The sequence below is a fragment of the Methanothermobacter sp. genome (assembly GCF_030055425.1).
In the GTDB taxonomy this organism is placed as follows: domain Archaea; phylum Methanobacteriota; class Methanobacteria; order Methanobacteriales; family Methanothermobacteraceae; genus Methanothermobacter.
This window is the reverse complement of record NZ_JASFYE010000001.1, coordinates 243,754-256,909: the sequence shown is the minus strand read 5'-3', so window position 1 is coordinate 256,909 and position 13,156 is coordinate 243,754. Positions and strand designations below refer to the sequence as shown.

Sequence of the window (13,156 nt, the reverse complement as noted above, 5' to 3'; positions counted from 1 at the left end):
AGCTTTAACTCTTTATTGAGTCTATACCCCCCTCTATTAGCTTCTCACGCACCTTCCTGTAGAAGTCCTTACTGAGCCTTACAAAGTGGGCGCAGTGATCTGACTTTTTGAATACAACCTCCTCCATGTGGTTGATCTCCTCCTCGTACTGCCCATCAATCACCGCGATGGCCTTTTTGCCCTTCCTCAGGAGCTTGACCCTGATGACGCTTTTATTGGAGACAACCAGTGGCCTGGCGCTGAGCTTGAAGGGGCAGATAGGGACTATAAGAAAGGCCTCCACACGGGGATCCACTATCGGACCCCCAGCGGACATGGAATAGGCTGTTGAACCGCTGGGTGTTGCTATGATTATACCATCCGCCCTGAGCTCCTCGACCACCTCATCGTCAACAGATATCTCTATATGGAGCATCTTGGCGGGCTTCCTTGTCATCATAACAACCTCATTGAGGGCTGATGGAAGTTCACCGTTATGGTACACGCTGAGGAGGGTTCTCCTCTCAACAGCATAGTTGCCAATAAGAACATCCTCCAGGGCCGAGAAGACATTTTCAGGGTCGACCTCCGTGAGGAAACCGACCGTGCCCATGTTTATTCCAAGTATCGGTATCTCCTTACCCTCTATGAGGCTCTGGGTGCGGAGTATTGTCCCGTCCCCCCCAATGGTCAGTATCATGTCGACCTCCATGTCCCTGATGTCCTTTCCGTATTCACGGAGCTCAGGAAGTTCCTCTGTGATCTTGAGGTCAACGCTAAGCTCAACACCCCTGTTCAGAAGGAATGAGGCCACCTTACCTGCAAGTTCAACGGCTTCAGGCACATCAAAGCGGGCTATTATACCTATACGCATCATATGACCTCCAGGGTCTGCATTATCTTTTTGTGGAGTTCCATGTTCCCTGCAGCGATAAGTGAGGTCCTTGCCTTGACATTTAGGAGACCGTCTATTGATTCACCCCTCTCATTTGTCACCACACCACCTGCCTCCTCCACGATGAGCTTGGATGCGGCTATGTCGACTATTCGCAGATTCTCCCTCAGGTCCATGAAGGCATCATATGATCCGCTTGCAACATATGCGAGTTCTAGGGCCACGGAGCCCAGAATGCGCATCCGGCGGATCACCCTGCAGATGCTATCAACCCTCCGGAATCTCGTGCCGTAGATGAATGCCCCCAGTGAAGTCCGATTCAGGGAGCTCTGGCTTGATGCGCAGATTTTTTTATCATTCAAAAAGGCTCCGTGACCCCTTATTGCCCAGTAAAGGTCTCCAGTTGCAAAGTTCTTCACGAAACCCATAACGACATTGTTGAGGGAGGGGAGGTCGCCTCCAGGGATATATTCCGCAACAGCCACAGAGATCCCGTAGAAGGGTATGTTTCTTATGGCATTGCTTGTACCATCAAGGGGGTCCACAACGAAGATTATTCTGGGTTCATCAGGGGGCTCCTGGTTTATGTGGAGAATACCGATCTCCTCACTTATTATGGTGACTGGCCGATCGGTGTTCTCAAGCACACCTATGGCCTCATCCTCCGCCACCAGGTCTATGAGTTTTGTGGGTGTTCCATCGGCCCCCATCTTGATTATCTCCCCGGCATCTGGAGTTCCTACAAGGGGAGCAACAGCCTTTTCAACCTGCTCGGCCATTTTAACTGCGATGCTCTTCCAGTAGTAGATGTCTGATTCTTCCATTCAACCCCCTTCTTGAGTTCAATCAAGGTAGATGAGCGCTGATACAGCAGCCCCACACTCTTCAACAACATGGTTTGTTTCTTCTACTATTAATTCATTTATTTCAAGTCCCCTCACAGACATCATGTATCTGACCATTGAGATGGCCTCTTCCCTCACATCCTCAGGTTTTCTGTTAACCGCAGAGTTCTCAACGACACATCCGAACTCATCTGAAGTTGCAGCTGCTATGGCGGCGGATATGAGGTCACCGGGAGTATCTGATATTTTATATGAGAGCACACAGTTCACCATGGACCCTGGTTCAAGGGGTGGAAGTTCAACTATTTTCGTGGCATGGGGGAGTATGCTTGAAACCTTTATGAGGTTCACGTCACCTATTCCAGCTTCAAGGAGTGCATTGTCAAAGGCATTGAGCCTGGTGGGCCCTTCAGAGCTACCTGATGTTATAGCAACCTTCATCTCAATCACTTCTTATCAGATTCAATTCAATCACACAATTCAAAGGTACTGATTCCTATAAAGCTTTTATATATGTGCACCAGATTAATAGATATACATCTGTCTCATATCACTCATTCTAACAGGAGGTAAGATTAATGTCAAAGAAAGTGGTTGAAGTTAAGACACTTAAGGTTGGAAAGTACGTGATCATTGATGGTGAGGCATCAAAGATTACAAACATCTCAACATCATCTCCGGGCAAGCATGGATCAGCAAAGGCCCGTGTTGAGGCTGTTGGGATCTTTGACAACCAGAAGAGGAGCTTTGTTAAGCCTGTTGACTCAAAGGTTGACATACCAATAATCGACAAGAGGACAGCTCAGGTCCTTGCCATAATGGGGGGAGATGTCCAGCTGATGGACCTTGAAACCTATGAGACCTTTGAAACACCCATACCTGATGAACTGAGCGACCAGCTGGTTGAGGGTATTGAGGTGGAATACATAGAGGCCCTCGGTCAGAGGAAACTCATGAGGACCAAGGGATAATCCCACAAACTCCTTTTTTACAATCTGATAAAATCAGGTTTTTGATCTGAATGCTTTTACATACAGAAGACCCCCTAAAATTTGCTTTTTCAACAACGGACCCTGAGAGGATACCTGAACTTTCATTTGGAATACTGGGGGTCCCCTTTGATTCCACAACCACCTATGTTCCAGGGACACGCTTCGGCCCCCTGGCGGTGAGGGAGGCATCCTACAGCTTTGAATCATATAACCTCAGGTTTTCAGGAGAGCCAGGCGTTAAATGCTTCGACTTCGGTGACGTGGATGTGGTGCCGGGTAATTTCCAGAGAACCGCAGAGTTCATAGGTGACTCCATAGGTGGGGTGCTGGATCTGGGCCTCAAACCCATCACCCTCGGCGGTGAGCACACAGTTACACTCCCTGTGGTCGAGGAACTCACATCCCGGGATGGAGCCCCAGTGGTTATCCACCTCGATGCACATATGGATATGGCAGATCGCTATGCAGGCGAGAGGTACTCACATGCAACAGTCATGAGGCGCGTTCATGAAATCGGGGCAGAGGTCATACAGATCGGAGTCCGGTCGGCATCAGCTCATGAGGCTGCATTTGTAAGGGAGAACGGTATAATATGCATAATGGCCCATGAGGTAATGCGAAACCCTGAGGCTGTATCTGAAGCCCTCAAGGGTATCAGAGACCCTGTATATATCTCAGTTGACATGGATGTACTTGATCCTGCATATGCACCAGCCGTTGGTAACCCCACACCCTGCGGTCTCACGCCATGGGTTCTCGAGGATATTGCTGAAGTTCTCTCCAGGAAGGAAGTGGTTGGTTTTGATGTGGTGGAGGTTGCCTCAACTGGTTTTGGGGATCAGACATCTGTGAATGCGGCCAAGATAATCTATGACCTTCTGACAATTTTATAATTCTTTAAAGCATCTAAAAGACAGGATTCCCTTTCTGATCCCAGCAGATTTTATATACTTTGTTGGCCAACCATTTAATTATCAATGCCGGTGGTGTTAATCATGAATACTCGAGAGGTGGAACTCAGGGGTCACATAATTGACAGTCTCATACTCCCCAGGGCCCTTGATATAATAATGGATATGGGCGGGGATTTCCAGATACTTGAAATCGAAATAGGAAAGAGAAAATCTGATCCAAGCCATGCAAGGATACTGGTTGAGGCGAAGACACCGTCACTCCTCAACCAGATCCTGGATGAACTCAGCGAGATAGGGGCCTCCATAGCAGAGATAAGGGAGGTTGAGCTGAAAAGGGCCCCGATGGACAGGGTTCTCCCTGATGACTTCTACTCTACAACCAACCATCAGACCTTCATTTACCATGGAGGCCAATGGCTGGAGGTTGAGGGGATAGAGATGGACTGCATGATAGTCGTTGACCCCAAGTCAAAAACTGCCCGGTGCAAACCCATCAGGGACATAAGGGAGGGGGACCTGGTTGTTGTTGGAAGGGAAGGAATAAAGGTGGTACCACCCGAGAGGCCCAGGGGAAAGCAGGGGGTATTTGAATTCATGGGCAGCGATGTTTCAAGTGAAAAACCCCTTGTTACCACCATAAAGAAGATAGCCTCTGAGATAACCGATATTAAAAGGAGAGGGGGTAAGATAGGTCTGGTTGGGGGTCCAGCAATCGTGCACACGGGTTCTGCACCTGTGATTGCAGAGATGATACGCAAGGGCTTTATAGATGTGCTCTTTGCAGGCAATGCCCTTGCCACACATGATATAGAGTCAGCCCTCTACGGCACTTCACTCGGGGTTAACCTTGAGAGGGGTGAGGCCGTGAGCAGGGGTCACAGGCACCACATCAACGCAATAAACGAGATAAACCGTGCAGGTTCAATAAGGGATGCGGTGGAAAAGGGAGTCCTCACTTCAGGGATAATGTATGAGTGCATAAAGAATGATGTGCCATTTGTCCTTGCAGGTTCAATAAGGGATGACGGGCCGCTTCCTGACGTCATAACCGATGTCATGGAGGCCCAGAATGAGATGAGGAAGTACGTGCAGGACCTCGACATGGTCATTATGATAGCCACCATGCTCCACTCAATAGCCACTGGCAACATACTCCCATCACGTGTAAAGACAATATGCGTTGATATAAACCCGGCAACCGTCACGAAGCTCTCTGACAGGGGCAGTTCACAGGCTGTGAGCGTGGTTACAGATGTGGGTGCGTTCATCCCCATACTCCTTCATGAACTAAAAAAGATGAACAACCTGGATTAGATGATGGAGAACTTCCTCAACGCTAAGATGAACATCCTGGAGGCTTAAATGATAAGGGGAAACATCCTCAACGTCTTCACAGGGGATATATACCCTGCTGAGGTTGAATTTTCAGGTGGTGTGATAAAATGTGTCCGGAGGGTGGAGGGGAACTTCACCGATATAATCCTCCCGGGTTTTGTGGATGCCCATGTCCACATCGAAAGCTCAATGCTCACCCCATCATCCTTTGCAGTCGCTGCAATCCCCCATGGCACCACTGCTGTTGTTTCTGATCCACACGAGATAGCCAATGTTATGGGTGTTGAGGGTGTTGAATTCATGCTGGAGGATGCTTCGCAAACACCCCTAAAATTTTACTTCACTGCACCATCCTGCGTACCTGCAACACCCTTTGAGACATCAGGCGCAGAGCTCTCAGCCAGGGAGATAGAGGATCTCCTTTCAAGGGACTCTGTGGTGGCACTGGGCGAAATGATGAACTTTCCTGGTGTTATAGCAGGCGATGTGGAGGTACTGGAGAAGATAGATGCTGCAAAGAAACTCAATAAGCCGGTGGATGGCCACGCACCCCTCCTATCAGGTGATGAACTGTGTGCATACATAGGGGCCGGTATATCCACAGAACATGAATGTGTGAGTCCCGCAGAGGCCCTTGAGAAGAGGGGACTTGGAATGAAGATAATGGCGCGGGAGGGCTCCAGTGCAAGGAACCTCAGGGATCTTGCAGCCGTCGACTGTGACTTCCTCGTATCAGATGATATCCACCCAGCAGACCTCCTGGGGGGTCACATGGACAGGATACTCCGAAGGGCTGTTGAATACGGTGTTGACCCTGTTAAAGCCGTGCAGATGGCTACCCTGAACCCTGCAGATCACTACAACCTCAACACAGGGGCTATAGCACCTGGAAGGGCAGCTGACATGGTGGTGGTTGATAACCTAAGGGACTTCAATGTTAAGAGGGTCTACATTGATGGAAGGGTCGTTGCAGAGAATGGAAGATACCGGGGAGCCCCTAAAACCAGTCACAGGAAGATGAACCGCCTTGACATCGTTGACTTCACTGCAGAGGATCTTGAGGTGAAATCAGATGATGATGAGGTCACTGTCAGGGTAATTGATGTATTCGATGGCCAGATAGTGACAGGGGAGTTACAGAAGAGACTTGGGGTAAATGATGGTTTCGTAGCCCCTGACCCCTCCATGGATGTACTTAAGGTATCGGTTATGGATCGTTATGGTAAGGGTAACATCTCCAATGGATTCGTTCATGGCTTTGGACTTAAGGAGGGGGCCATTGCATCAACTGTGGCCCATGACTCACACAACGTCATCACAGTGGGCACGGGTTCAGAACTCATGAAGAGGGCGGTAGATATGCTCAGAAAAACAGGTGGGGGGCTCGTGGCTGTTTCAGATGATGATCAAAGGATCCTTGAACTACCAGTTGCAGGTTTAATGTCAGATGGAGATGCAGTGGAGGTTGCATCCCTGATGGAGGACCTCAATGATTTTGTTCATGAACTTGGCTGCACTCTGAGCGCGCCGTTCATGACAATGTCGTTCCTCTCGCTTCTTGTTATCCCTGAACTGAAAATAAGTGATAGGGGTCTCTTCAGTGTGGATGAATTCCGGTTCGTAGATGTTATTGTTGGGTGATTGTTGGGGCCCTGGTTTTCTGTTCTGAAGGTATCAGTGACTGGTCACTTAAACCCCTTCGATTCAAGTTCCCTTATTATCCTTTTCATGGCCTCCCGTTCACGGGGTCCCCCAACCTTTCTTGCAACCCTGTTCATTTCACGGATCCGGCCCATGAGGTCATGGGGGTCCATGAAGCCGGACCGGGTGTAATTTATTAGTGACTCTATAACAGCATATATTCCCCTGTTGAGGACGATTCTGAAATCTTCACCCCTGAAAATCTCATGGACCTTGGCATTCACGATTTGGATCTCTGTTTCACCGTACCGGTCAGTCCTTACCACCTTCTTAACGGAGTCAACCTCCGCGGTGAAGAATGCATCGGCACCCTGGAGGTGAAGGTATCCCCTGTGGGATGAGAACATCTCATCGCCAGGATCACCCAGGGCGGCCTCGGTGAAGATGAGGGGATCCAGCGTCACGTTTACCGTGAATTTTCTGTTTCTGAGCATATTCTCAAGTGTGTGGGTTCCGGGATACAGGTAGAGGGTCACACTTCGCTCACCGGTGCAGAGGACTCCGATGGGGGCGGCATTCCCCCTCATTAATTCATCCCATGTTACAACCAGGGTCTCATATAGCTGGCCGGGGACCATATCAAGGGCCATCAGACTGGATTCCGGTGTGTACCCTGCGCCCTCAGATGTCCCATTATCTTGATGTTTTCTCTTCAAATCGATACATATCACCTTCTGAGGACAAAACCCTCTATATCTGCGTTTATGACACAGTCAAAATCCAGGAGGTCGTACCATCCAGCCCTTGCAAACATGTCCATGTAGCATATTCCCATGAGCATCCCGCCCTCAACAAGGGCCTCATCAGCGAGCCTTTTAACGTCCTCAATATCTGAACCTATACCTGGCATTGAGAGTCCCCCCAGCAGCACGAGGACATCAACCTTTTCGGATTCCATTTCACCAAGCTCAACACCGTAATCTGTTAATTCCAGTGTCCTTGCCCTTTCAAAGTCCGTGTTGGGTATGAATATGTTGTTCTTGTCCCTTGAGGCGTATGCAAATAGCTTGGCAAATGGTGTGCAGACCCCGGGTACACCTGCAAAGCCTATCCTATCAGCATCATTAACAGCCTCCCGGAATACACCGAGATGTTCCTTTATACCCCTGAATTCCTTCATCTTCTCCATACTGACACCTCGAAACTTATAGTTATAAATTAATGGTCTCCCTATAACTATTTTACTGGAATATTCTCTTTGAGTGATATCATGGAAATAGAGAACGTTAAGTTGGCCCTTGAGATGCTATCATCCTCTGAATGCTTCGGGATTCTCGTACCTGAGGTGAGGTCTAACCTTGTAATGGCTAGGGAAAATCCCCGCGGCATCGAGGATGTTGTGGCGGTACCTGGCAGAATCACCGAGTTCCGTGGGAGGGCCTTCGCATGCAGGGAACCTGAATTCGGGGCATCTTCTCACATGGCCCGTTTCATAATAGCCCTCAACAGGCACTTTTCCTGGAAGAGAAGCGCACTTAATATTAAATTTGATGAAAGTATAATTGATATCTGTGAGGACCATGGAATGGTGGTCTCAGCATATGACCGTAGCCGGGAGCCCCCAGAGGTGCGGGAGGTCGAGGGTGGCACCATACCCTGGGGTGTTGAGGAGGCCATAAGGAATTCAGAATCACCCCCTGATGTCATATACCACAGGGGAACATGGGGCAAGGAGCCAATGGTTGTCCTCACAGGGGAGGATGCAGTTGAAGTTGCAGAGGCGGCCCTTGGAATAGCAGAGGATTATGAAAAACTTTTGGGGAGATGAAATGAAGTACCGGATGTACACAGAACTCATGGAACAGCCAGGATCACTTAAAAGGACCCTTAAGGCTGAGGGGGGCAGGATGTCCCGGATATCGGATGATATTGCTGATTGCAGACGCATATACCTTGTTGGTTGTGGAAGTTCACTATCAACATGCTACAGTGCAAGGGATGCAGTTGCAATGAACTATGATCTTAACATTGATGTCATGACCGGCTATGAATTCTACTACCACAGAAAGATTGAGGAAAGGGACTCTGTGGTTATATTCACATCCCAGTCCGGGGAGACAGCAGATACCCTCGCGGCACTTAGAAGGGCCACTGAACTTGGACTTAAAACGGTGACTATCACAAATGAACCTGAAAGTACCATGGCCTCTGAGTCCCAGAATACCATAATAACCCGCTGCGGCAGAGAGGAGGCCATACTTGGCACCAAGACCTACATGACACAGCTTCTGGCCCTCTACAGGATATTATTTGAGATGCACACCGATGAGTTATCTGAGGAGCTACTCTCAGAACTTGAGGAGCTACCTGATGAGATCGGGAGGCTCCTCAGGGACACCGAGGATGACTGCAGGGGTCTTGCAGAGGAGCATGCAGGGGAGGATATATTCTACTGTATGGGGAGCGGCCCAAACTATGGACTGGCATACAAGCTTGCCATGACCATGCTCATGGAGGGCGCCCTGAAGCATGCCTGTCCCCTGTATTCAGGCGAATTCAGGCATGGACTCATTGAGAGGGTGGAGAAGGGGGTGCCGGTGATATTCCTTGAGTCAGGCTTCCCGGGTGATAAGCTTACAGAGAGGGCTTTGAGGTTCTGTGAAAGTCTTGGAGCACTGAATATAGTATTCAGGATGTCTGATTACTCTGACCTCAATTCACTGCTTTCACCATTTGTGCTTGCAGTTCCCCTTGAGTGGTTTGTATACTACCTTGCCCACTTCAATGGTGAGGATCCTGGAAGCACGAGGCATATCGGCAAGGTCAGATACTAATGAATTATTCCTTTCTTTAAAGTAATGTGAACTGTTAAAGTAATGTGAACTGGTTTTTCTTTAGTTGGCCAGCAAAATCAGTCCTAAGTTTCAGTGGCAACAAAAAAATAGTAGGTGGTTCATTCCACCTTGAGGACCTGTTTCTTTTTGACCTCCACCTTTGGGAGTTCAACTGTAAGGACACCATTTTCAAATTTGGCCTTGGCCTCTTCAACCTTTATCTTTTCAGGGAGCCTCATCTCCCTTCTTGCCTCACCATACTTCCTTTCCTTTTTGACGAAATTGGCCTCCTGGACCTCAACTTCCTCTTCAAAGACTGCAGAGATGGATATAGTGTTTTCTGTGAGTTCTATGTTTATATCTTCCTTCTTAACACCGGGAAGGTCCGTCTTTATGATTATCTGATCATCTGTCTCTATGACGTCCATGTTCAGCTTTTCAGGTATGTTCTCGGTGTACTCTGATATCTTCTTCTCGAACTCCTTCTGCATCTCCCTCATGTTCTTTATCATATCCTCCATCATCTTCTCAGCCATCAATCTTCTTTTCTCAAACATTGTCATGGGTTTTTCCAGTTTCTTTTTCATATAAACCCTCCAGTTTTTTTACTATCTCGGAGACCCCTCTGCCCTGGAATGCAGACACCATCAGTGGTTCCTCAACCATATTAATATATTCTTCCAGATACTTAACATTTTCTGCAAGGTCCATCTTGTTGAAAACCGTGATGATGGGTGTTTCAAAGATACCCTTTATGCCAAGGTAGAGGCTGTACTGGTTTTCGAGCGTGTATCCGCAGGTTTCTGAAGCGTCAAATATGAAGAGTATGACATCGGCTATGTTCTCAAGGGCAACCATGGCCTGGAGTTCAATGTTGTTCATATCCTCAACCGGCCGGTCAAGAAGCCCCGGTGTATCTATTACCTGAATTTTCCGCCATTTACGTTCAAGGTGGCCTATCTGTATACCCTTGGTGGTGAAGGGGTAATCAGCAACCTCTGGTTCTGCACCTGTCAGTGTCCTGAGGAGTGTGGATTTCCCCACATTTGGGAAGCCCGCTATAACAACCGTGAATGCATCGAAGTCCACAGTGGGCATGTTTCTGAGTCTGTTCTTTGCAAAGTCAAGGAAGTCAAGGTCCCCTTCAATTCTTCTTACAACTGATGATATCCTACCAAAGGCCTCTCTTCTCAGATTTGATGCATCCGATGGCTTTGAACGTTTGATTTTTTTCATGTAATCTGATTCAAGCTGATTGAGTATTCCGACAGCCCAATTAAGTGCTCCAAGGGACTTTTTGAGGTCGTCCACACCCACTGTTACATCGATGTAGTCCTGATAGAATTCCGGCAGTGACTCTATATCGGGTATGCGCTGGATGATCATCTTCAGACGGTCCCTTATAACCTGGCATGCTGTCTGGATGCGTGTGGATTCAATGATCTTGGCCTTTTTCTGTCCAGGGATCTTTGAACTCCTCTTGAGGGATGCGGCCTTTCTAGCCCTCCTGAATCCCTTATCAAGGAGTTCATCTGCTGTTGGAACTGTTGGTATTATCATGAAAATCACTCTTCTCTATTAATAACTCTGGATATGTATCTATGTGTGGTGAACCTCAGGGGTATGATTCTGGATTTATCTGTAGTCCTTTTCACTGAATATCTGGGCCTGAAACCTGTAAACCCTTGTCTGGGGGTCATAGAAGCAGTCAGGTGGGAGTCCGGCCTTCATGCAGGTGTTGCAGAGGAACTCCTCAGCGTCCCATCCCCACTCTGTTGCAACCTGTGGCAGGAGAAGGCCCCTAGCCCATCCCCTCTCAACGATGAGGCCATCAACACCAACCCTTATTCTCTGGGGATACTCAGAAGGATTCTCAACCCTGATGGGGGTGGGTGGTGTGAGGACGCTGACCTCAACCTCTATCTCATCAAGTTCCTCAGGCTCAACAGGCGGGAACCGGGGGTCACGTGTGGCCGCGGATATGGCGGCGTCGATGAGGGCATCTATGAGGGTCATTACAGGTTCAGGGTAACCTATGCATCCCCTGAGCTCACCATTCTTCTCCAGTGTAACGAATACTCCCCTTTTCTCCCTGAATTTATCAGGAAGATCTCCTGGTAATCTGAAGGTTTCGGAGCCGCGCAGGTGCTCCTCAATAACACTCCTTGCAATTTCAATAAGCAGCTTTCCCTCCTCTCTTGATATGGATTTCATGTTCCACCAACCATTGCATTCAGTGTCCTCACATGGGGCCCCCCATCACCCACAGGGACGCTCTGTCCGGATTTGCCGCAGAAGCCAATCCCAAGCTTGAAGTCTGACCCAACACCATCAACGTTCATGAGGGTCTCAAGAACGTTTCCTGAGAGTGAAACGTCCCTGAGGGGCTCACATATCTCACCATCCCTTATCCTGAATGATTCAGCCGCATTGAACTGGAATATTCCCTTGCCTGTATCAACCTGACCTCCCCTTGAACCCCGCAGGTAAATGCCGTCACGCACATCCTCAAGGAGTTCATCAAATGATAGGTCTCCTGGTTCAAGGAATGTGTTGCTCATCCTGACAATGGGCTGGTCCCCTATGGCTGAACGTGCATTTCCTGATGGTTCAAGTCCAAGCTTGAAGGCTGTTTCCCTGGAATTCAGGAGTGATCTGAGGGTGCCGTCCTCCACAAGAACTGTCCTTGATGCCTCCACACCCTCTGCATCGTAGCTGTAGCTACCAAAACCATCAATGGTGGGATCGTCAACTATTGTCACTGACTCTGAGGCGATCCTCTCACCGAGCCTGCCCTCAAGGATTGAGTCACCCTGAAGTATGAGGTCAGCCTCTGCTGCATGCCCCAGGGCCTCATGTATGAAGACACCTGTAAGTTCAGGGTCTGTTATTACATGGAAGCGCCCTGAGGGTGGTGAATCTGCTGATAGGAGTCTCACCGCTTTCTCACCTGTTCTGCGCCCGAATTCTTCGATGTCCTCTCTTTCAAGTATCTCAAATCCTCCTGTACCGCCGCAGCTACCATGGCCAAACTGGATGCTGGTACCGTCGGATGCAACGGCATTGAGGAACAGAGCAACCTTTGAATCGTTCATCTCTATGCAGGATCCCTCAGAGTTGAGGAAAACGGTTGAACTCTCCATATCAACGTAGCTCACGGTGGTGCTCACAACCCCATCAACCGATGCCGCATGGTGGGCCTCAAATACAAGCTCCCGTTTCTCATCTGCTGGAACATCTGAGGGCATCCTTGATGATTTAATGGTTGTCTTATCGTTTTGGGGCTGCAGTGAACCGACCTCAACATCACCCCTGAGGGATTCAGTCATCTTAACAGCATGGAGTGCCATTCCCTCCAGTTCCTCTGGTTCGTCGGTGAAGGCAAATCCCCATGAACCATTTTTAAGCACCCTTATCCTGAACCCTGCAGCCTCTCCTGACTTGACCTCCTGTACATTGCCGTCCTTGAGTATAATTGAACTTGAAGATGAGGTCCCTGCCCTTATGTCCGCGTATTCTACCTTTTCAGCTATACCGCTGATTACCCTCTCCAGATGATCCATATCGATATCCATTTCCCATCAGCCTTCAAGAAGTTTCTTTAGGTTTATCTGTTGGTGGAGCCTTATGATTCTTTTGCATGTTGGCGGTTCTTGCCTTTGCAGTCTATGAGGATGTGGTCAGCGGGGCCTTATGGTTTGCATATACTTGCATGAGGAAG

The 13,156-nt window shown here is 48.7% G+C and carries 15 protein-coding genes; 6 read left to right on the top strand and 9 right to left on the bottom strand.

Annotated elements, in window-relative coordinates; genetic code table 11:
• Positions 1 to 4: 4 nt before the first annotated feature.
• The 3 genes from QFX39_RS01425 to QFX39_RS01415 are packed head-to-tail and all read right to left on the bottom strand — an operon-like array spanning position 5 to position 2,160.
• Positions 5 to 856, bottom strand: coding sequence for an NAD(+) kinase (locus QFX39_RS01425; protein ID WP_300476708.1), 852 nt, complete (start codon positions 854 to 856; stop codon positions 5 to 7).
• On the bottom strand, positions 853 to 1,698 hold the full coding sequence (locus QFX39_RS01420) for a bifunctional fructose-bisphosphatase/inositol-phosphate phosphatase (protein WP_300476705.1): 846 nt from the start codon (positions 1,696 to 1,698) through the stop codon (positions 853 to 855). Before QFX39_RS01420 ends, QFX39_RS01425 begins: the two co-directional genes overlap by 4 nt.
• Before the next feature lie 18 nt (positions 1,699 to 1,716).
• On the bottom strand, positions 1,717 to 2,160 hold the full coding sequence (locus QFX39_RS01415; RefSeq protein ID WP_160322678.1) for a pyruvoyl-dependent arginine decarboxylase: 444 nt from the start codon (positions 2,158 to 2,160) through the stop codon (positions 1,717 to 1,719).
• 137 nt (positions 2,161 to 2,297) lie between these two features.
• Between QFX39_RS01415 and eif5A the strand changes: the two genes are divergently transcribed.
• The 4 genes from eif5A (at position 2,298) to ade (ending at position 6,601) form a co-directional block, all read left to right on the top strand.
• Positions 2,298 to 2,690, top strand: a complete 393-nt coding sequence (gene eif5A, locus QFX39_RS01410) for a translation initiation factor IF-5A (protein ID WP_300476699.1) — start codon at positions 2,298 to 2,300, stop codon at positions 2,688 to 2,690.
• A 50-nt stretch (positions 2,691 to 2,740) separates the two neighbouring features.
• A complete protein-coding gene (gene speB, locus QFX39_RS01405; protein ID WP_300476697.1) occupies positions 2,741 to 3,604 on the top strand; it encodes an agmatinase in 864 nt (287 codons plus the stop codon).
• 102 nt (positions 3,605 to 3,706) lie between these two features.
• A complete protein-coding gene (locus QFX39_RS01400) occupies positions 3,707 to 4,939 on the top strand; it encodes a TIGR00300 family protein (protein WP_300476695.1) in 1,233 nt (410 codons plus the stop codon).
• A 48-nt stretch (positions 4,940 to 4,987) separates the two neighbouring features.
• Positions 4,988 to 6,601, top strand: a complete 1,614-nt coding sequence (gene ade, locus QFX39_RS01395) for an adenine deaminase (protein WP_300476693.1) — start codon at positions 4,988 to 4,990, stop codon at positions 6,599 to 6,601.
• 44 nt (positions 6,602 to 6,645) lie between these two features.
• Here ade and QFX39_RS01390 read toward each other — a convergent pair whose 3' ends face one another.
• Both QFX39_RS01390 and QFX39_RS01385 read right to left on the bottom strand, forming a co-directional pair.
• Complete coding sequence (locus QFX39_RS01390; protein ID WP_300476690.1) at positions 6,646 to 7,317, bottom strand: DUF447 domain-containing protein; 672 nt, start codon at positions 7,315 to 7,317, stop codon at positions 6,646 to 6,648.
• A gap of 11 nt (positions 7,318 to 7,328) precedes the next feature.
• Positions 7,329 to 7,790, bottom strand: coding sequence for a DUF2124 family protein (locus QFX39_RS01385; RefSeq protein ID WP_300476687.1), 462 nt, complete (start codon positions 7,788 to 7,790; stop codon positions 7,329 to 7,331).
• 81 nt (positions 7,791 to 7,871) lie between these two features.
• On the opposite strand from QFX39_RS01385, the gene QFX39_RS01380 reads away from it, so the two are divergent.
• Together QFX39_RS01380 and QFX39_RS01375 are read left to right on the top strand one after the other, a co-directional pair.
• A complete protein-coding gene (locus tag QFX39_RS01380; protein ID WP_300476684.1) occupies positions 7,872 to 8,429 on the top strand; it encodes a thiamine-phosphate synthase family protein in 558 nt (185 codons plus the stop codon).
• A gap of 1 nt (position 8,430) precedes the next feature.
• Positions 8,431 to 9,435: an SIS domain-containing protein gene (locus tag QFX39_RS01375; protein ID WP_300476681.1), complete on the top strand. Its 1,005-nt coding sequence runs from the start codon at positions 8,431 to 8,433 to the stop codon at positions 9,433 to 9,435.
• A 119-nt stretch (positions 9,436 to 9,554) separates the two neighbouring features.
• Here the strand turns inward: QFX39_RS01375 and QFX39_RS01370 are convergent, their stop codons facing one another.
• From QFX39_RS01370 to QFX39_RS01355, 4 genes are all read right to left on the bottom strand, one after another.
• Positions 9,555 to 9,998, bottom strand: a complete 444-nt coding sequence (locus QFX39_RS01370; RefSeq protein ID WP_300476678.1) for an Hsp20/alpha crystallin family protein — start codon at positions 9,996 to 9,998, stop codon at positions 9,555 to 9,557.
• Positions 9,985 to 10,995 (bottom strand): NOG1 family protein, encoded by a 1,011-nt coding sequence (locus tag QFX39_RS01365; protein WP_300476676.1) that lies wholly within the window; start codon positions 10,993 to 10,995, stop codon positions 9,985 to 9,987. Before QFX39_RS01365 ends, QFX39_RS01370 begins: the two co-directional genes overlap by 14 nt.
• Positions 10,996 to 11,070: 75 nt before the next feature.
• Entirely contained in the window at positions 11,071 to 11,649 is a 579-nt protein-coding gene (locus QFX39_RS01360; RefSeq protein WP_300476674.1) for a TIGR00296 family protein, read from the bottom strand.
• Complete coding sequence (locus QFX39_RS01355; protein WP_300476672.1) at positions 11,646 to 13,010, bottom strand: TldD/PmbA family protein; 1,365 nt, start codon at positions 13,008 to 13,010, stop codon at positions 11,646 to 11,648. Before QFX39_RS01355 ends, QFX39_RS01360 begins: the two co-directional genes overlap by 4 nt.
• Positions 13,011 to 13,156: the final 146 nt, after the last annotated feature.

Bases quoted from the DNA above. Each gene is read 5' to 3' on its own strand.
- QFX39_RS01425 (WP_300476708.1), bottom strand. From the start codon at position 856: ATGATGCGTATAGGTATAATAGCCCGCTTTGATGTGCCTGAAGCCGTT.
- QFX39_RS01420 (WP_300476705.1), bottom strand. From the start codon at position 1,698: ATGGAAGAATCAGACATCTACTACTGGAAGAGCATCGCAGTTAAAATG.
- QFX39_RS01415 (WP_160322678.1), bottom strand. From the start codon at position 2,160: ATGAAGGTTGCTATAACATCAGGTAGCTCTGAAGGGCCCACCAGGCTC.
- eif5A (WP_300476699.1), top strand. From the start codon at position 2,298: ATGTCAAAGAAAGTGGTTGAAGTTAAGACACTTAAGGTTGGAAAGTAC.
- speB (WP_300476697.1), top strand. From the start codon at position 2,741: ATGCTTTTACATACAGAAGACCCCCTAAAATTTGCTTTTTCAACAACG.
- QFX39_RS01400 (WP_300476695.1), top strand. From the start codon at position 3,707: ATGAATACTCGAGAGGTGGAACTCAGGGGTCACATAATTGACAGTCTC.
- ade (WP_300476693.1), top strand. From the start codon at position 4,988: ATGATAAGGGGAAACATCCTCAACGTCTTCACAGGGGATATATACCCT.
- QFX39_RS01385 (WP_300476687.1), bottom strand. From the start codon at position 7,790: ATGGAGAAGATGAAGGAATTCAGGGGTATAAAGGAACATCTCGGTGTA.
- QFX39_RS01380 (WP_300476684.1), top strand. From the start codon at position 7,872: ATGGAAATAGAGAACGTTAAGTTGGCCCTTGAGATGCTATCATCCTCT.
- QFX39_RS01375 (WP_300476681.1), top strand. From the start codon at position 8,431: ATGAAGTACCGGATGTACACAGAACTCATGGAACAGCCAGGATCACTT.
- QFX39_RS01370 (WP_300476678.1), bottom strand. From the start codon at position 9,998: ATGACAATGTTTGAGAAAAGAAGATTGATGGCTGAGAAGATGATGGAG.
- QFX39_RS01365 (WP_300476676.1), bottom strand. From the start codon at position 10,995: ATGATAATACCAACAGTTCCAACAGCAGATGAACTCCTTGATAAGGGA.
- QFX39_RS01360 (WP_300476674.1), bottom strand. From the start codon at position 11,649: ATGAAATCCATATCAAGAGAGGAGGGAAAGCTGCTTATTGAAATTGCA.
- QFX39_RS01355 (WP_300476672.1), bottom strand. From the start codon at position 13,010: ATGGATATCGATATGGATCATCTGGAGAGGGTAATCAGCGGTATAGCT.